Consider the following 18,075-nt stretch of genomic DNA (forward strand, 5'->3'; position numbering starts at 1 on the left):
ATTATTCCTTAGCATTCGACAGCGTTTTAAGTAGGATTTGACGATCTAACAATGGGGAAAGCACCTCACCGTTTGGCAGGTTTGGACCATAAATTTGATTAAACGGAACCGCGACTGCGCCGCGTTGTTGAAGGAATTGATTAATCGCAGATGATGGCGTCGTCCAGTCACCTCGTAGAGCCACAACATCAGGTTCATTCAACGCCTTCTGCACATCATCGCGTAGTAATACGTTGTATTTATTCGCTTTACAGGTCACACACCAGTCTGCCGTAACATCAACAAACACCCTTTTGTTCTGGCTTAACGCCTGTGAAATAGCCTCTTCACTTAAAGGCTGCCACTGCACACTATCGGTCATTGGCGTGCGCCAATGCTCGGCGCTTAACGACCCCGCCGCTAGCGTCGCGCCAGTCAGCAAGAGCAATATCGCTCCCCAGATCAGCAACTGCCGACGCCCGTAATGAATTCCCGTTAGGATCAGCAATACCACCAGCAGCGCTGCACAAAGAGACCACGCAGCCAGTATTCCGACATGCGCTGTGAGCAGGCTAATCAGCCACAGGCTTGAGGCCAGCATCATCATCCCCAGCACGATGCGTAAGCGGTTCATCCATTGTCCTGGCTTCGGCAGCATTTTTGCAGCGATCGGGAAAGCGGCAATCAGCAGCCACGGCAAACTCATACCAATACCCAAAGCCGTAAACACTAGCCAGAGATCGGTCATCGGTGCCGCCAGCGCAAACGCCAGTGCCGTACCTAAGAATGGTGCAGAGCAAGGCGTGGCTAATAACGTGGCGAAAACACCCTGCCAAAAATGGCTGCTGTTACCGTTGCCACCGGCTGTTGCTATCCGCGTTGTGGTATTACTGCCTAAGCGAATGGAAAAGAAGCCGAGCAAGTTGGCACTAAATAATGCCGTGACCACCACCATCAGTCCGATAAACCACGGACTTTGGAATTGGATCCCCCAACCAACCGCTCTCTGGCTTAGCCTCAACGCCGTCATCACACCGGCTAATGCCCAAAACGACACGAGAATACCGGCAGCCGAGGCCATAAATTGGCGACGAACGACCCGACTTTCACGGTTCTCCAGCTGCAACACGGATCCAAGCTTCATGGCTAAAACAGGTAGAACACAAGGCATCAGATTGAGAATCAGCCCTCCTAGCAAGGCAAATAGGATGGCCGTTGATAGTGCTAAAACAGGGGTGACCGGAGCTGGCAGTTGATCGTCAACGGTGAGAATAGCCTGCTGGGCAATACCCGCATCGCTAAAGACCATACTTAGTTTTTGCCCGTGAAGATCGGGCGCATTGCCCTCCCAACCGTCGGTCACGCGAACCGTGGCAACAAGGCGACTGCCGTCAATTTGGATTTTGGGCTTGGCAAAATCAGCTCCGTCTGGCACATCAAAGAAAACTTCGGGCTTTTGCCATCCCTCTTCTCTCTGGGCACTTACGCGCAGTTCACCGCTGTGATAACCGGCCTGAACGTGGTTAACCATGCCCTCTGCCAGCGGCAGCGTTCCCTGAGCGCGTGTAAAACCATGCTCAAATTCTTGGGGTGCCGCTTGTGTGAGATCCAAAACAAAAGGGAAATCGCTGAGCACGCAAACGTTGCTACAAGTAGAAAGTGTCAGTACACCTTGTAGCCGCTGGGCTGATGCTGGAATATTTACGGTGATTGGAAAAACGGTATCGCCGTGATATCCCTGAGTTGAAATGCCAGAAACGTCAAAGCGCTGCGGCGTTGGCCATCCCCAGTGCATACTTTCGATTGGCGTTTGCCATTTAATTTCTGGTGCAATACCACCCTCACCCGGTGAACGCCAATAGGTTTTCCACCCCTCATTAAGCTTCACATCAAGCAAAAGGCGCACCATACCGTTTTCAGGCTGGTTTGAGCTGATTCGGACCTGTGCATGGTCGTTTTGTGGATTCTGCAACCATCCACTATCGGCTGCCCAAGAGATGGGCAACCAGAGGCTCAGGCTGAACGCCAGCGCCCTAAATAATAGGAACATAGATTTTCTCCAAAAATAATTTCGCTACGTTAACAGTTAGTTACGTAGAAATTTATTCTCGGAAAACACACAGCCGGAGATGTACTCGCAAGCGGGGCAAAGAGACCGCCCGTAGAGGGGGAATGAGTAATTGCAGTTGCCGCGCGGGCTCAAGCAATAAAGCAACAAACAGCAGCAGTGCAAAAAACAGGTGTTCAACCGCCATGCCGTTAGCCGCAAGCAATGACTTAGCACTGAGCTCACAGGGAGAAATGGGGCTTTCTTGGCTATCACCGATCTGTGAATCGCCAGTCATTTGAGTTGCCGTAATATCAGTGGGAAGGTATTTACTGAGCATGTGCATACCGGCCATGCGCTGAGTTGTACACGTTAGTACGACCAGACAAGCCAATATCAGAAACCACTTAGCCACACGCTGCCGTTCAACCATAAACCGTTTAAATTTCTCACCACCAAAGATAGATACGCCTTATCTTACCGAGTAAGCGAGGATAAACAACCCATTAGCGGTAACTTTACGTTTGTCTGTTTTATGCTGCTGGGAAAACGCCTGTTACGCGCTGAACTTGCATTTTTAACGATGCTAGAGGATCGTAACCCCGTCAGTTACTCGTCAGATTTAGGATTTTGTTGTGTATCAGTCTGCTGAAAATATCTGGGCGCGCCTACAACGCTCCCCTTTTCGCATGAAGTTTCACCTCAACGCCAAAGACAGTGCCTACCTGCAGCAAAAAGGCACCGCGGTGATTTTATCCCATGCTTATGATTTTATAGATGCCCGTTTAGCGCCTGCGTTTCCTGAAAATGATGGCAAACAAACCCCGATGCGTGGTCATCCCGTGTTCGTGGCACAGCACGCAACGGCAACATGCTGCCGGGGATGTTTAGAAAAATGGCATCGCATTCCACGGGGCAAAGCGTTAAACGAAGAAGAAAAACAGTACGTTGTAAATTTTATTGCGCACTGGATTGAGAGTGAAACCAGCGGCCACCCTTAGCGATTTGCCTTTCTATTTACCTTTCAATGTACAGGTTGTACATGCCGTTACGTACCGACACCAAACACTTACGGAAAGTTGACATCCATCCTCCTATTATTCATTCACCGGCTCCACCGAGGGGCTTATGAAAAACAAATTCTTGAGGAATGGAAAATGAAAAAAGTTTTAGCTCTGGTTGTTGCTGCTACTATGGGTCTGTCTTCTGTTGCTTTCGCTGCTGAAACAACCGCTGCGCCAGCTGCACCGGCTGCGTCTTCAACGGCCGCTGCTGCACCTGCTGCCAAAGCAACCAGCACCACTCACCACAAAAAAGCGAAGCACCATAAAAAAGCAACCACCGAGCAAAAAGCTCAGGCTGCTAAAAAAGCCAAACACACTAAAAAAGCAGCGCCGGTAGCCCAGAAAGCACAGGCCGCTAAAAAAGCTCAGCATCACAAAAAAGCAGCGCCGGTAGCTCAGAAAGCTCAGGCCGCTAAAAAAGCACAGCATCACAAAAAAGCAGCGCCGGTAGCTCAGAAAGCTCAGGCCGCTAAAAAACTCAGCATCACAAAAAAGCAGCACCGGTAGCTCAGAAAGCTCAGGCCGCTAAAAAAGCTCAGCATCACAAAAAAGCAGCGCCAGCTACTGCTGCAGCACCAAAAGCATAAGTTTAAAAGTTTAGATATCAATAAGGCCGCAGATTATTCTGCGGTCTTATTCTTTATGCTCTAAGTTTAAAATCTAAAATTGACGCACCATAGCACCACATATCTCTACTTAATACCGCCAACACAAACACTTCAACCAACGTCTAGCGCTATACCCAGAGTAAAATTCTTTAGGGTTCTACACGCTAATATTTTGCTCTATTTTATTTAGCTAAGAATATACTTATTTATTTATATTCCACACCTTGAACATGGGTATGGGTAATAGATAGAATGCTTAAAAATAATTAATAGGTAACTACGTAAAAGTAATAACTCTTGTTATTTTAATTTTAAATATTAGAACTATTAATCACAGGGATGCCATGATGATCATTTTAACCAGCTTATTACTTAAGTTGTTTTTTAAGCAGCTAACCTTGCGCAGTGCCGCCTTCATTGCTGCTCATGTCGTGATGTTAGTGTTTGTCTTTGAAAATTTAATCTTTATTGATATATAGAATCTATATATCCTTTCACGCAACTCATGCTTTATTAAAATATTTCCATCATAATCTAAACACCACGGACATGAGTCATATAAACACTCACATTAAACCTAATATTTATTTTATTACCGCGCTATAGATCATCAACTTTGGCTAATAAACCTCTGTCATATAATTCATCTTTTTACTGTTGCTACCGAAGGTCATATCGTAGATGGAACACAAAATATGGCTGACTATACGTAGCCGATTATCGATATGTGTCATTGTTTAGCCCCCTACCTCATACCATCCGCATAGAGGTTAATCCTATCCTGCGTGGGTTGAATGCAAGCCCATAGTTTTTCGCCTTAATGAAACGTCGGCTTGGCGACACGTTTGACATGATTTGTAAGGATTATTTCATTTTTGCGGGCGAATCGCATTGCAACCTCCTGTTATGATCTATGCTTGTAAAAGACTTACTAAAAGGATGACATAAAATGAAAAAAATTCTTTCGATGCTCTGTATCGGCGCAGCAGTTTTGATGGTAGCCGGTTGTTCAAGTGATTATGTGATGTCGACGAAATCAGGGGAGATGATCGTCACACAGGGGAAACCGAAAATTGATAAAGACACAGGAATGACAAGCTACGTGGATCAGGACGGCGTCAATCGTCAGATCAATACCAATGACGTTGCGCAGATGATTGAAAAAGAATAAATCAAACCCGCTAAAAACAAAAAACCCGCATTTCGCGGGTTTTTTTATGCCATCAGTAAATGAATTACTTCTGGAATTTTTTCATAACCAGCGTGGCGTTAGTACCACCGAAGCCAAAGCTGTTAGACATCACGGTATTCAGATCGCGCTGAGTTGGCTCAGTCACGATGTTCATACCCTGAGCCTGCTCGTCCAGCTCTTCAATGTTGATGCTTGGCGCTACAAAGCCGTGTTCCAACATCAGCAAGGTGTAGATAGCTTCGTGAACGCCAGCGGCACCCAGAGCATGACCGGTCATGGCTTTAGTTGAAGAAATCGCAGGGGTGTTGTCGCCGAAGACTTCACGGATCGCACCCAGCTCTTTCACGTCACCCACCGGTGTAGATGTACCGTGTACGTTCAGGTAATCCACTGGCGCATCCAGATCTTTCATCGCCATACGCATGCAGCGCGCTGCGCCTTCACCTGATGGAGCAACCATATCGTAGCCGTCTGAAGTTGCGCCGTAGCCAACGATTTCAGCATAGATATGTGCGCCACGTGCCAGAGCGTGTTCCAGTTCTTCAACCACAACGATACCGCCGCCGCCAGAGATAACGAAACCGTCACGCTTGGTGTCATAAGTACGTGATGCTTTATCAGGGGTTTCGTTGTACTGAGTCGACAACGCGCCCATCGCATCAAATTCACAAGCCAGTTCCCAGCACAGCTCTTCGCCGCCGCCAGCAAACACAACGTCTTGTTTACCTAATTGAATCATCTCTACCGCGTTACCGATACAGTGAGCGGAAGTCGCACACGCAGAGCTGATGGAATAGTTAACGCCACGGATTTTGAACGGTGTTGCCAAGCAAGCAGACACGCCAGAACCCATTGCTTTGGTCACCATGTATGGACCCACGCCACGCAGACCGCGTGAACGCATGCCGTCAGCGCCTGCAACCTGATTGCGTGGAGAACCACCGCCGGAACCGACGATCAGGCCAGTACGGTCGTTAGAAACCATATCATCGGCTAAACCAGAATCTTTGATCGCTTCCTGCATGGAGAGGTAAGCGTAGATGGATGCATCACTCATGAAGCGCATCACTTTACGGTCAATCATGCCGGTGGTATCCAGCTTGATGTTGCCCCATACGTGGCTACGCATACCGGCCTCTTTAAGTTCAGGCGCGAAGGTGATACCCGAACGCCCTTCTTTCAGAGACGCCAGAACCTCCTGCTGGTTGTTACCGATGCTGGAAACAACGCCCAAGCCAGTAATTACTGCACGTTTCATGTCTTAACCTCTTACACAGATATTGTTCATTCGGGATTTTGAGACGCACTTTAGCGTACACTTGTACGCCGAGCAAGTCCGATCAGATGTGGTTGAACCAGATAGAGGCATATTTGCCGTCCCTGTCCGAGACCGTTAAAATCCCTTTATATCTGTATTTAGAGTAAAAACCCGTGAGCAATTCAATTATTCAGAATGCAAAATTAAGCTGGAATGAACAGGGAACACCGGTTTCGCAACAGTTTGATGATGTTTATTTTTCCAATCAGGACGGGCTTTCAGAAACTCGTTACGTATTCTTGCAGGGTAATCATCTAGCAGAACGCTGGCTACAAGCACAAGAGCGCACTTTCACCGTGGCAGAGACGGGGTTTGGAACCGGCCTTAACTTTTTAACCCTGTGGCAAGCCTTTGATGCCTTTGAACAACAGCATCCTGACAGCCCATTTAAGCATCTTCATTATGTCAGCTTCGAAAAATATCCATTACTGGCTGACGATCTTGCCGCTGCTCACGCACGCTGGCCCGAATTAAAACATTTCAGTGAACAGCTGTGCGCTGTTTGGCCAGCCGCACTTCCAGGTTGTCACCGCGTATTTTTAGCCAATGGGCGGATCACGCTTGATTTATGGTTTGGCGACGTCAATGAGCTTATTCACGCTTTGCCGCACAGCCTCAACCAACAGATCGATGCCTGGTTTTTAGACGGTTTTGCTCCATCCAAAAACCCAGATATGTGGACGCCTGAGCTGTTTGACACCATGGTCAAGCTAGCAAAAAAAGACGGCACGTTTGCCACCTTCACCGCCGCAGGCTTTGTGCGCCGTGGTTTACAGGAGGCCGGTTTCAACGTGCAGCGCGTCAAAGGCTTTGGTCAAAAACGTGAAATGCTGACGGGGATCCGTGCAGAGAGAGAATCACCCTCTTCGCCAACGCCGTGGTTTGATCGCCCCAAGGCGCAAAATACCCACGATATTGCCCTCATCGGCGGAGGTATCGCCTCCGCGCTAGCGGCCTTGGCGTTACTCAAACGTGGTAGCCACGTCACGCTATACTGCGCCGATCCGAAGCCTGCGCTCGGCGCATCGGGTAACCGCCAAGGTGCTCTCTATCCGCTGCTTAACGGCCGCAATAATCCGTTAGAACGCTTTTTCATCAGCGCCTTCGCCTTCGCGCGTCGCCAATATGATGAATTGTTAAGCATTGGCCTTACGTTCGATCATCAATGGTGCGGCGTTAGCCAGCTGGGTTGGGATGAAAAAAGCAGCGATAAAATTACGCAAATACTCACCACTGACTGGCCACAGTGGCTGGCCGAACAAGGCGACGCAGCTACGCTAACACGGCTTGCAGGATTGGATATTCCTCATGATGGCGTGACCTACGGTGCCGGTGGCTGGCTTTGTCCTTCACAGCTCACACAGGCCGTGATTGATTTAGCTCAGTCTCAAGGATTGGTCACCCGCTTTAACGCCGAACTCACGGAGCTAGCACACGATGAAAATGGTTGGCGGCTGGCATTCAGCAATAGCGAGATCAAACAGCACGGCTGTGTGGTTTTGGCTAACGGACATCGTTTAAATCATTTCATGCAAACCGAGGCGCTGCCGCTTTCGGCGGTACGAGGTCAGGTGAGCCACATTCCTACCAATCCGGTTTTAGGCCCGCTTAAGCAGGTTCTGTGTTACGACGGATATCTAACACCGGTGAACCCCGCTAATCAACATCACTGCATTGGTGCCAGCTATCAACGCAATGAAACCGACCTGAATTTCTCTGCATCCGATCAGCAAGAAAATCGTGACCGCCTATTGAAATGCCTTACTCAGGTTGCATGGCCGAACCAAGTCGATATTAGCGGCAACGAAGCACGCGTTGGCGTGCGCTGTGCCATTCGCGATCACATGCCGATGGTGGGCGCTGTTCCAAACCACGCCGCAACGCTCGCGCACTATCAGGATCTGATGGCGCAAAAATCCACGCCTGAATCCGTTATCTCAGCGCCGGTTTATCCCGATTTATTTATGATTGGTGGACTCGGCTCGCGCGGCTTATGCAGCGCTCCGTTATGTGCTGAAGTACTTGCTGCGCAAATTTATGGCGAAGCGATACCGCTGGAGCAAGACGTATTGGATGCGTTGAATCCGAACAGAATGTGGGTGCGGAAATTATTGAAGGGAAAAGCGGTTTAATTAAGATATGCGTCGGTAATTACCCTCTCCCAACCTCCTCCTTGTCAGGGAGAGAAGCCGATCAGGTTTCAACTTGCACCGAACGCCCCCTCCTTGCAAAAGGAGGGGTAAGAGGGGGGTATGCCGAGGTTTAGCCAGAAACCTTAGCAAACAACGATTCCCACATATTGTTCACCAGAATCTGGTCAGGTGGGGAAAGCTCACCGGCTTTAATGGCTTTGTCCAAGCTGTGCTGAACCGCCTCATTGAGCGCCGCCGGCGTATGTTCGCCCTCAGCTTCCAATTCAGCCACTGCCAACGTTAAATGCCCACGCAGATAGCCTCCGGCAAATAATTCGTCATCACTGGCGTGTTCAACCATGTCATCAATCAGCGCCAGAATGCGGGTTTCAAAATCTGCGATCATCGTGGGTCCTCGGGATTATTATAAATCTTCCGGATAGGGGAACCTATCAGCGGTTAGCGTTGGCGTATTGTAAAACGATTGTAACGCTTGAATAAAGCGCGCTGGACGTTCTGGAATGCCGTTTTCTAAATACCAGAGCACCTGCTCACGCACTTTTCGCTGAAACGCGATGCGATCGGGATCGAAATCCCCCTCAAGATTGTCGCAACTGACGTTAAATGGATAACCCGCCGCTTCGCAGAATAGCCAGTCAAACGCCTGCGGTTTAATCTCTACCACTTCAAATTCACACTGGGTTTTAGCATCGCGACCGTCTGGGCAATACCAATAACCATAATCAACCTGCTGACGACGCGCTTCACCGGCAATACACCAGTGAGAAATTTCATGCAGGGCGCTGGCGTAAAAGCCATGGGCAAAAACGATACGGTGGAAAGGTGATGTTTCATCCGCAGGTAGATAGATCGGCTCATCATCACCGGCTACAAGCTGTGTTTGATAGTCGTCACTGAAGGTCTGATTGAACAGATCGATTAATTGCTGAAAATGGTGAGTTTGAGACATGATGGCCGTCGACAAAAAAATCATTAAAAAGCGGCATCGTTGAAACGATACCGCTAACCCATACCCAAGATAATTGGAGTTGCATCAAGGCGGCAAAGGAGCGAATCCCGATGAGCTTACTCAAGTAAGTGATTCGGGTGAGTGAGTGCAGCCAACGCTGATGCAGCTTCAAATATGACGGGTATGAGGAAATTATCTCACGCTCACCGCAAAGGCGCACTATCAATAGCGTTAATACGCAAATAAAGTGTGGTTATTCAGAACCAATGGCCTAGCCATTGCATAATTTCTGGCCCATGGTTGTCATACATCAGCTTACAGGTCATTGCTAACGACACAAAAACGATCATCGGCCTTATCAGCTTTTGTCCTTTACTGAGCACCATTTTTGCACCCGCTCTGGCACCAATCACCTGCCCTACCAGCATTACCAAGCCAATCGACCAAATGACTTTGCCACCGATGATAAAAAACATCAGCGCGGCCACGTTGGAAGTAAAATTCAAGACTTTGGCGTGCGCCGTAGATTTGGCGAGATTAAATCCGCATAGCGTGACATAGGCCAGCGCATAGAACGAACCCGCACCAGGGCCAAAAAAGCCGTCATAAAAGCCCACACAGCCGCCTGCCACGACGGCAAACGGGATATACGATAACCGCCGCAGACGGTCTGATTCACCTAATCGAGGCGTGAGCAGAAAATAGACGCCAATTCCCGCCACCAGCAGCGGCAGCAGTTGGCGCAGAATATCTGCCCGAATATTCTGTACCAAAATCGAGCCGATCATTGACCCGATAAAGGTCAACGCAATCACCAGTTTCTGGTCGTTTAGATCGATGGCTTTGCGACGAATAAAATACAGGCTGGCAGAAAACGAGCCGCCTACCGATTGCAGCTTATTGGTTGCTAGCGCCTGCGCAGGCGGTACGCCCACGGCTAACAGCGCGGGAACGGTTAATAACCCACCGCCTCCAGCAATAGAATCAATAAAACCCGCCAGCATTGCGACGAAAAAGAGTATGCCCAATAGCTCAAGACTTACCGGCAGCCCACTGATTAAATCCATCATATTTCACCCATATTTCCTGCCAAACATTTGTTCATTGCTCACGCCGAACCAAACAGCATGAATTCTTATTATTTAGCGCACCGGTAACGCTGAGTGAGCAGCGCAAGATGGGTGCTGTCTTGTGATTCGCCGCACACCTTACGCTGTACGTAACAAAAAATAAACATCACACCCAGCAATGTTCAACTTTCCCTCGCCAATCTTCATTATCATTTTTCATAACCATTTTATCAGCGCTCATTTACCTATGCGTTTTGCGCATTACGACTAAGCAATCGGCATTTATCCTTTTAAGTTCAGATTGATAGTGTGTGGAACAAGCAAATGGTCAATGAGGTTGAATGTATGCAGCACACGATAGGTATTCTTGGCGGGATGGGCCCCGCCGCCACGGCAGATATGCTGAGTAAATTCGTACATTTTCGACATGTGGGGCAAGATCAGCAGCATATTCCGATTATCGCTTGCTCGATTCCGGATATTCCCGACCGCAGCGCGTGTCTGCTTTCTGGTGGCCCTTCGCCCTATGATTATCTTGAGCGCTATCTGCATATGCTCGAGAGCGCAGGCGCCGAATGCATCGTCATCCCTTGTAACACCGCGCACTACTGGTTTGAACGCCTTCAGCACAGCGCCCATGTTGAGATGATTAATATTCTTGATGCCACGTTGTCCGAACTGCCCCAACACAGCCAAACCGTAGGATTGCTGGCAACCGACGCCACGCTGGCCACCGGGCTTTACCAGCGCAAATTGGTTCAACAGGGGAAAACGTTATACGTTCCTGAAGAGAGTCATCAGCACGCGGTAATGCAGGCGATTTATGCCTACAAAGCAGGAGACCTTTTGCTGTCTCAGACGCTGTTATTCCCACAGATTGAAGCGCTAATTAAACGCGGCGTAGACACACTGATTATGGGCTGTACAGAGATTCCGCTGATTATTAACACGGAGGTAGATCGTTTTAACTGCACATTCATCGACTCAACTGCCGCATTGGTGAGGGCCGCAATCCGCTGGTATGCAGAGAAAAACGGTGAAACGGTTTCAGTTGAACATCCTGAGCTACTCGGTGTGGAATAATTTTTTTAGATCGCGCCAAAAGCTTTCAGCAGTCATGCTCATACGCGTATCCATTCGATACGCGTAAGCATAAATAGGAATCGTCAGAGCCTCTTCGTCCAGACGTATCAATGTCCCCTGCTCTAACTCAGGTGAAATCAAACAATCTGGCAGCCATGCCACTCCTGAACCATCAAGCACAACCTGCTTTAATAACTCGCTCATCGATGAAACAAACACGGTACGAAAACTCAGATGCGTATTTTTGGCCAGCATTCGATTGACCAAACGTCCCATGTACGACGTTTGACTGTAATTTAGCAGTGGAAAATCTTGCTGTTCCAACGAGTAAAGTGGCTGTCCCTGTTCATCACAGGCGCACACTGGAAACAGCTGGGCTTCGAATAACCGAATATGTGCAAAAGGCGCCTGCAATAAATACTCGTCGTGATAGGAAAGTATAAAATCGCTTTTCCCTTCACGCAGCGTGTTAACCGCGCTGTCCACGTCGATGGCTTCAACAGCGTAGGCAAAACGACTCGGCATTTGTTTCACGATGGAAGGCAGTAGCCCTAAGGATAATGAATGCGCAGCCGCTATTTTGATTTTGTGTTCAATAAAATCGCTGCCGCCGCGCAGCTCGGTGAGGTTGCTTTCAAGCTGCTGTAATAAATTGCGTACCTGCGAGTGAAATACCTTACCGGGTTCAGTCAACTGTAGAGGAGAGACTTCTCGGTTGAATAACTCGACGCCAGCGGCCTGTTCTAAAGAACGAATCCGACGGCTGAAAGCGGGCTGCGATAGATTGCGCTTCACTGCGGCCTGAGAAAAATTTCGACACTCTTCCAAGGTCAAAAAATCATATAGCCATTTCGTTTCAATATTGTGCACAATGCTCATCTCAATTCCTGTTGTCGCACCGAGTCTCATCCAAAACATACTATTAGCATGAGGATCGGCGCGACAACAGACAAACCGTTATTCGAAGGTTCCTTTCACGCAGGCTTTGCCCTCTTGCACCATCAGACGCCCATGGGCATAAACCTGATGAATTGCCAGCGCCGGTGTTAACACCACAAAATCAGCATCGTTACCCACCGCGATTTCACCTTTGCTTTCCAGCCCAAGGAATTTCGCCACGCTGCGGGTAAATGGAATTAACGCATCAGCAAGCGGCATATTCTGTTCTTGCACCAGCGCCACCAGTGTTTCGAGCAGGCTCTCAAAGCCTGCGACGCCAATCCCCGTGAGGTTACCCTGAGCATCAAAGACAGGCTGGCTTCCGTTACCGTCAGAGCTCACAGAGAGCAAATCAAGCGCGACACCAGAGTCTACGGCGCGTCTCACCGCCTGTGACGGCGTGACAGGGCCCGGAATCCCGCTGGTGATATCGATATGCCCGCCCTTTAACGCAAACTCGATGGCCGCATCAAACAGCGTTTCGCTGCGATTAACATGCGTTGGCAACAGCTTACTCATAGGCACATCGCTGTTTTCCAGAATGGCGTAGAGCGGCGCTAATCCTTTTTTGCTGCTCCCCATATGAAACACGCTGATTCCGGCTTTGTTACCCAGTAATCCGCCCACCCGTGACTGAGCCGCCATGTTCGCTAATGCGGCGTCATGCGGTGCTGAAGAGCGGTGATCGGACACCGCACACTTCACGCCGATAACGCGGTCGATCAACGCTACGTCGCGCTCAATGCTGCCGGTGATCGTCGGCGACGGAATGCTGTAGGCCCCCGTCAGCATATAGGCAGTAATTCCTTCTTCGTTAAGCGCCCGTGTTTTTGCTAATAATGACTCAGGATGTCGAGTCACCGAATCCGTGCCGAGCAGGCCGATAGCCGTTGTCACGCCCGCCTCAACCAACTTCGATAAACGCACTTCCGGCGTGCGCGTGGCAGGCCCCGCTTCACCACCGCCACCGATGAAATGAATATGCTGATCGATAAACCCGGGACACAGTATTAATCCATTTAGATCGATAACCTTGCAGTCGGGTAAAACATCGCTTGGGATCTGCGGGGCAACGGCCAATATTTTGCCGTAGGCCAGTAAAACATCCTGAACCCCCAATGACTGAGGTGCATAAACCTGAGCCCCACGTAACAACATAAATCCTGCGGAAGTTAAGTCCATTTCAGGCTCCTCGTTATCTCACAATCAGTTGCATAACCCAGATCGACAGCAGCGAGTTAATCACGCAAATGCCGATAATATGGGGATAATATTTGGCGTTAACTTCCGCCGTACCGAGGCAACGCCCAACGTTTTGAACCGGGTTTCCCATCAAGTAAATGGCAGGTAATAACACCGTAACGTCATGCCCACTGAGCGTTCCCGCCGTCACTAAACTCGCGGCAACCCCAACTGCGCCGCCCATACTGAGCAATGACGCCAGCAAAACCGTCGCCGCTTCACCGGGCAATCCCCATAGAGCCATGATCGGCTGACAAACGTCACCCACTAAAGTGAGTAATCCGGTAATTTTCAATGCTTGAATAATAACGAACGCCATCACCACGTTAGGCAGTAAATTCGTTGTTGCGATGGTAAAGCCTCGTCGAGCGCCATCAATAAACATATCCATCACATTTTTGCGTACTTGAGCCGTCATGGTTTTAGTCCTTATTTTTGGCAACGCGCTGCTCAGCAACATTGATATATATCCGCAGAATGTTCGCCCCGACGAATTTAAATAATAAAATAACGCCAAGTGGAACAATTACCGACGTTCCTAAAAAAGCAAATACGGCGACGCCTGATGAAAAATAGTTAGTAATAATGGCGCTTCCGCTGGTTTGATAGGCGGCAAAAATAACTTTTTCCTGCTCGGTGATTTCACCGTCCTGCGCCAATTCTTTAGTCATCCCTGCTGCTGCATCGGTATTTTGTAGGTTGGCAATCAGCGCCAGCGAGCAAATCCCTGGGATGCCGAGCAATGGGCGTAATATAGGCGTCATCAGCTGCTGGGCGGCGCGCAGCCCTCCGAGTCCATCGGTAACGGCAATAATTCCCAGCGATAAAATCACCGACGGTGCCAGCTCAAGCGCAAACAGAAAACCATCTTTAGCGCCTGTCCCATTCACGCCTCGGAATGTTAATGCCGTCTTTGCACTATCACCATTTACGTGACCAAAGGAACCGTTAAGAACGGTGAAATCAAAAACTCGCCACCAGCCATCACTGCCGGAAAACATACCTGAAAAGAAAATAATGGTGAGAAAAAATGAAAGGTAACCTACCCACGTGACTTTTATTTTCTGGCTGGGTATTGCCAGTTCTGATTCTTGATTTGCCATATATTCCCTGTCCTGTGTTTACAAATATATCCCTGCCATATTTGAAATTACCGTTTCGATGCAATGCCAATTATTGGGGATATAGATTAATAATGTTTATGGAAATCTATTCTGCACTTCTTCGCGCGCTTAATAATTTAAATAGCATGGCCAGAAGACCGATTTCGAACATAACATGTGATGAATAAAACAGGAAAATGCAAGAATGGTTTTTGCTATGCAAAAAACGCATAACGAGGGAAATAGCGATAAAAAAACGCTCCATGATAGGAGCGTTTTTATTTCACCGAATTAACCCGCAAAGTGGTTATCCAACAATGCCTGACACGATGGTGGCAATGGCGGCGGCGTTGATGGCCTTGACGGTTTACTGCCCGGAGGCGGTGGCTGGAACCAGCTCGCCAATTCGGCACCACAGCCATCACCGGCCGGCGGTGGCGTTTGGTCTTCACACTCAAGACTGTTTGCCGGACAGCGCAAACGCACATGCATATGAGCACGATGCGCAAACCAAGGTCGAACCTTGCGCAACCAATCACGGTCGCTGCCTGCGGTGTCACACAGCTTTTGTTTAATCGCTGGGTTAACAAAAATGCGCGTCACTTCGTTATCTTTTGCCGCCAGCTTAATCAGCTCACCGGTTTCAGGGCGCCATTGTGAAGGGATCACGTTGCGACCATTCACCGCCACTAAATCAATCGGCGTTGGCTTCAAAAGCTGCTGCTGGCTCCAGCGCTGTTTAGGCAGTTGCAGCCAGATATCAACGTCTAAGCCGGACTGGTGGCTCGCATGTCCGCCGTTGAAACGCCCACCGGCAGGCATTGCCATATCACCAATCAGCAGCGTTCCCATTTGGCGTTGATTCACTTCTCCCGCCAAACGGTTAATAAACGCTAACAAATCCGGATGACCATAATAGCGGTGCTGATCGGGACGCATCACCTGATAGTCATTAGCCTGTAACGGTAGCGGGTTAGCTCCCACGATGCAGCCATTGGCAAAACCACCAATCGCCTGTGCGGCACCCGGTACAGGCTGAGTAATCTGCTGCCACGGCGTGAGCGCCATCGCTTGTGCGCTGACCGCCAACGCAAACAAACCCGCCATGTAACACTTCATTTTTTGCATAAAAGACAAACCATCATCAAAAATGAGCCCAAGGCCATTTAGAAACGCGGAACGTTAGAAATCACGTCCCCACACTGCGCACGCTGGCGCAGCAAATGATCCATCAACACGATCGCCATCATCGCTTCCGCAATCGGCACCGCACGGATGCCAACGCAGGGATCGTGACGTCCACGCGTCACCATTTCAACGGCTTCGCCTTGGCGATTGATGGTTTTGCCCGGTACCATAATGCTAGACGTCGGCTTTAAGGCTAAGTGCGCAACAATATCCTGACCGCTGCTGATGCCGCCCAAAATGCCGCCAGCATGGTTGCTTTGGAAACCTTCCGGCGTAATTTCATCGCGATTTTCACTGCCGCGCTTGTTCACAACCGCGAAACCATCACCAATTTCAACGCCTTTCACCGCATTGATGCTCATCAGCGCATGGGCCAAATCCGCATCTAAGCGATCGAATACCGGCTCGCCTAAGCCAACCGGCACTTTTTCAGCAACCACGGTCACTTTAGCCCCGATGGAGTCGCCCTCTTTTTTCAGCGCACGCATCAGTTCGTCTAAGTTTTCTAGCTGAGAAGGATCGGGACAGAAGAACGGGTTTTGCTCTACCTGATCCCAATCTTTGATTTCGCAGGTGATATCACCCATCTGAGTCAGACAGCCACGGATCTGTACGCCGTATTTTTCTTTTAAGAATTTTTTGGCAATAGCGCCAGCGGCAACGCGCATCGCGGTTTCGCGCGCAGAAGAACGACCGCCACCGCGGTAATCGCGCGTACCGTATTTTTGTTCATAGGTGTAATCCGCATGGCCTGGACGGAATAAGTCTTTGATAGCGCCGTAATCTTGCGAACGCTGATCGGTGTTTTCAATCATCAACCCAATGCTGGTGCCGGTGGTAATACCTTCAAACACCCCCGAAAGAATACGTACCTGATCGGGTTCACGGCGTTGAGTGGTGTAGCGCGACGTCCCTGGGCGACGGCGATCTAAATCGTGCTGAAGATCGGCTTCGGTCAGAGGAATGCCCGGCGGTACGCCGTCAACGATACAGCCTAATGCGATACCATGTGATTCACCGAACGTGGTGACTCGGAAAAATTGCCCAATGCTATTGCCTGCCATGCGCGGCTCCTTAGCGTTGTTTTCTGACTTGCAGATGAATGTTGTGTTTTAGTGTCATGAACCGCGCAGAGTCTCTACGCCCCTTCCGTTCATTAAGAAGAGGCGCATACCTGCGCGATTTGCACGCGTAACCTGTTTCTACGAACGGTAGAGCGCGAAGTGTGGTGCACAGTCGATCAGTTGCTGTTTGGTCAGCATGAAGACGCCGTCTCCGCCGTTTTCAAACTCTAACCATACGAATGGAATATCCGGGTACTGATCCATCAGATGCACCATGCTGTTACCCACTTCGCAAATCAATACGCCGTCATCGGTAAGATAATCAGGCGCACAGGCCAGAATACGACGTGTCAGTTTCAGACCATCGCTGCCTGCGGCCAAGCCCAATTCGGGTTCGAAGCGGAACTCTTCCGGTAGATCAGACATATCCTCTTCGTCCACATACGGCGGATTAGTCACGATCAGATCGTACTGCAGCGGAGGCAACTCGCGGAACAGATCCGAGCGGATCGGCGTAACGCTTTGATCCAGACCATGCTCCTGAATATTTTGCTCGGTGACAGACAGCACGTCCGTTGAAATATCGACGGCGTCAACTTCGGCTTCAGGGAATGCATAGGCGCAAGCAATGGCAATGCAGCCGCTGCCGGTACACATATCTAAAATGTGGCTTGGATTGTGGTCGATAATGCCGCTGAAACGATTGTCTATAAGCTCACCAATCGGAGAACGCGGAACCAGCACACGCTCATCCACATAGAATTCATGTCCGCAGAACCACGCTTTGTTGGTCAGATAAGCAACTGGGATACGATCGTTCACGCGGCGGATCACGCGCTCAACGATACGATGACGTTCGCTTAGCGTTAGACGCGCAGAACGCATATCTTCTGGAATATCCATTGGCAGGTATAAGGTCGGCAGCACCAGTTGCACCGCTTCGTCCCACGGATTATCTGTGCCGTGACCATAGTAGATATTCGCTGCATTAAAACGACTGACGGTCCAGCGCAGCATATCTTGAATGGTGTGCAGCTCATTCACCGCTTCATCGACGAAAATCTTGTCCAAATTAG

General features: G+C 49.5%; 17 protein-coding genes and 1 pseudogene. 5 read left to right on the forward strand and 13 right to left on the reverse strand.

Annotated elements, in window-relative coordinates:
• Position 1 precedes the first annotated feature (1 nt).
• Together AB3Y96_RS15015 and AB3Y96_RS15020 are read right to left on the reverse strand one after the other, a co-directional pair.
• Positions 2–2,029 carry a protein-disulfide reductase DsbD family protein gene (locus AB3Y96_RS15015; RefSeq protein WP_367299585.1) on the reverse strand — a complete coding sequence of 676 codons (2,028 nt, stop codon included), beginning with the start codon at positions 2,027–2,029 and terminating at the stop codon, positions 2–4.
• A 52-nt stretch (positions 2,030–2,081) separates the two neighbouring features.
• Positions 2,082–2,459 (reverse strand): copper resistance protein, encoded by a 378-nt coding sequence (locus AB3Y96_RS15020; protein WP_072308440.1) that lies wholly within the window; start codon positions 2,457–2,459, stop codon positions 2,082–2,084.
• A gap of 202 nt (positions 2,460–2,661) precedes the next feature.
• On the opposite strand from AB3Y96_RS15020, the gene AB3Y96_RS15025 reads away from it, so the two are divergent.
• The 3 genes and pseudogenes from AB3Y96_RS15025 (at position 2,662) to AB3Y96_RS15035 (ending at position 4,869) form a co-directional block, all read left to right on the forward strand.
• Positions 2,662–3,027 carry a DUF4186 domain-containing protein gene (locus AB3Y96_RS15025; protein WP_367299586.1) on the forward strand — a complete coding sequence of 122 codons (366 nt, stop codon included), beginning with the start codon at positions 2,662–2,664 and terminating at the stop codon, positions 3,025–3,027.
• 156 nt (positions 3,028–3,183) lie between these two features.
• Positions 3,184–3,677, forward strand: a pseudogene (gene asr, locus AB3Y96_RS15030) (acid resistance repetitive basic protein Asr).
• A 970-nt stretch (positions 3,678–4,647) separates the two neighbouring features.
• Complete coding sequence (locus tag AB3Y96_RS15035) at positions 4,648–4,869, forward strand: YgdI/YgdR family lipoprotein (RefSeq protein WP_025797788.1); 222 nt, start codon at positions 4,648–4,650, stop codon at positions 4,867–4,869.
• A gap of 64 nt (positions 4,870–4,933) precedes the next feature.
• On the opposite strand, the gene fabB is transcribed toward AB3Y96_RS15035, so the two are convergent.
• Positions 4,934–6,148, reverse strand: coding sequence for a beta-ketoacyl-ACP synthase I (gene fabB, locus AB3Y96_RS15040; RefSeq protein WP_025797786.1), 1,215 nt, complete (start codon positions 6,146–6,148; stop codon positions 4,934–4,936).
• A gap of 173 nt (positions 6,149–6,321) precedes the next feature.
• Between fabB and mnmC the strand changes: the two genes are divergently transcribed.
• The gene (gene mnmC / locus AB3Y96_RS15045; RefSeq protein ID WP_367299587.1) at positions 6,322–8,340 is read left to right on the forward strand and encodes a bifunctional tRNA (5-methylaminomethyl-2-thiouridine)(34)-methyltransferase MnmD/FAD-dependent 5-carboxymethylaminomethyl-2-thiouridine(34) oxidoreductase MnmC; all 2,019 of its coding nucleotides are present in this window, start codon (positions 6,322–6,324) and stop codon (positions 8,338–8,340) included.
• Between the two features lie 130 nt (positions 8,341–8,470).
• Here mnmC and AB3Y96_RS15050 read toward each other — a convergent pair whose 3' ends face one another.
• The 3 genes from AB3Y96_RS15050 to AB3Y96_RS15060 form a co-directional block, all read right to left on the reverse strand.
• A complete protein-coding gene (locus AB3Y96_RS15050) occupies positions 8,471–8,746 on the reverse strand; it encodes a YfcL family protein (RefSeq protein WP_367299588.1) in 276 nt (91 codons plus the stop codon).
• An 18-nt stretch (positions 8,747–8,764) separates the two neighbouring features.
• The gene (locus AB3Y96_RS15055; protein WP_025797781.1) at positions 8,765–9,310 is read right to left on the reverse strand and encodes an elongation factor P hydroxylase; all 546 of its coding nucleotides are present in this window, start codon (positions 9,308–9,310) and stop codon (positions 8,765–8,767) included.
• A gap of 257 nt (positions 9,311–9,567) precedes the next feature.
• A complete protein-coding gene (locus AB3Y96_RS15060) occupies positions 9,568–10,380 on the reverse strand; it encodes a sulfite exporter TauE/SafE family protein (RefSeq protein ID WP_072310628.1) in 813 nt (270 codons plus the stop codon).
• Positions 10,381–10,725: 345 nt separating this feature from the next.
• On the opposite strand from AB3Y96_RS15060, the gene AB3Y96_RS15065 reads away from it, so the two are divergent.
• Entirely contained in the window at positions 10,726–11,463 is a 738-nt protein-coding gene (locus tag AB3Y96_RS15065) for an aspartate/glutamate racemase family protein (RefSeq protein ID WP_367299589.1), read from the forward strand.
• Here the strand turns inward: AB3Y96_RS15065 and hypT are convergent.
• The 7 genes from hypT to prmB all read right to left on the reverse strand — a co-directional run bounded on the left by hypT (position 11,446) and on the right by prmB (position 18,070).
• Complete coding sequence (gene hypT, locus AB3Y96_RS15070; protein WP_367299590.1) at positions 11,446–12,342, reverse strand: hypochlorite stress DNA-binding transcriptional regulator HypT; 897 nt, start codon at positions 12,340–12,342, stop codon at positions 11,446–11,448. The two genes, AB3Y96_RS15065 and hypT, sit on opposite strands and share 18 nt — an antisense overlap.
• A gap of 78 nt (positions 12,343–12,420) precedes the next feature.
• Positions 12,421–13,584, reverse strand: coding sequence for a beta-aspartyl-peptidase (gene iadA, locus AB3Y96_RS15075; protein ID WP_072310626.1), 1,164 nt, complete (start codon positions 13,582–13,584; stop codon positions 12,421–12,423).
• Between the two features lie 13 nt (positions 13,585–13,597).
• The gene (locus tag AB3Y96_RS15080; RefSeq protein ID WP_025797773.1) at positions 13,598–14,062 is read right to left on the reverse strand and encodes a YjiG family protein; all 465 of its coding nucleotides are present in this window, start codon (positions 14,060–14,062) and stop codon (positions 13,598–13,600) included.
• Between the two features lie 4 nt (positions 14,063–14,066).
• Entirely contained in the window at positions 14,067–14,747 is a 681-nt protein-coding gene (locus tag AB3Y96_RS15085; RefSeq protein WP_072310625.1) for a nucleoside recognition domain-containing protein, read from the reverse strand.
• Between the two features lie 291 nt (positions 14,748–15,038).
• A complete protein-coding gene (mepA, locus tag AB3Y96_RS15090; RefSeq protein ID WP_367300331.1) occupies positions 15,039–15,866 on the reverse strand; it encodes a penicillin-insensitive murein endopeptidase in 828 nt (275 codons plus the stop codon).
• 47 nt (positions 15,867–15,913) lie between these two features.
• Positions 15,914–16,999: a chorismate synthase gene (gene aroC, locus AB3Y96_RS15095; protein WP_367299591.1), complete on the reverse strand. Its 1,086-nt coding sequence runs from the start codon at positions 16,997–16,999 to the stop codon at positions 15,914–15,916.
• A gap of 138 nt (positions 17,000–17,137) precedes the next feature.
• Complete coding sequence (gene prmB, locus AB3Y96_RS15100; RefSeq protein ID WP_046457615.1) at positions 17,138–18,070, reverse strand: 50S ribosomal protein L3 N(5)-glutamine methyltransferase; 933 nt, start codon at positions 18,068–18,070, stop codon at positions 17,138–17,140.
• Positions 18,071–18,075: the final 5 nt, after the last annotated feature.

The organism is Hafnia alvei (assembly GCF_964063325.1).
Lineage (GTDB): Bacteria > Pseudomonadota > Gammaproteobacteria > Enterobacterales > Enterobacteriaceae > Hafnia > Hafnia alvei_B.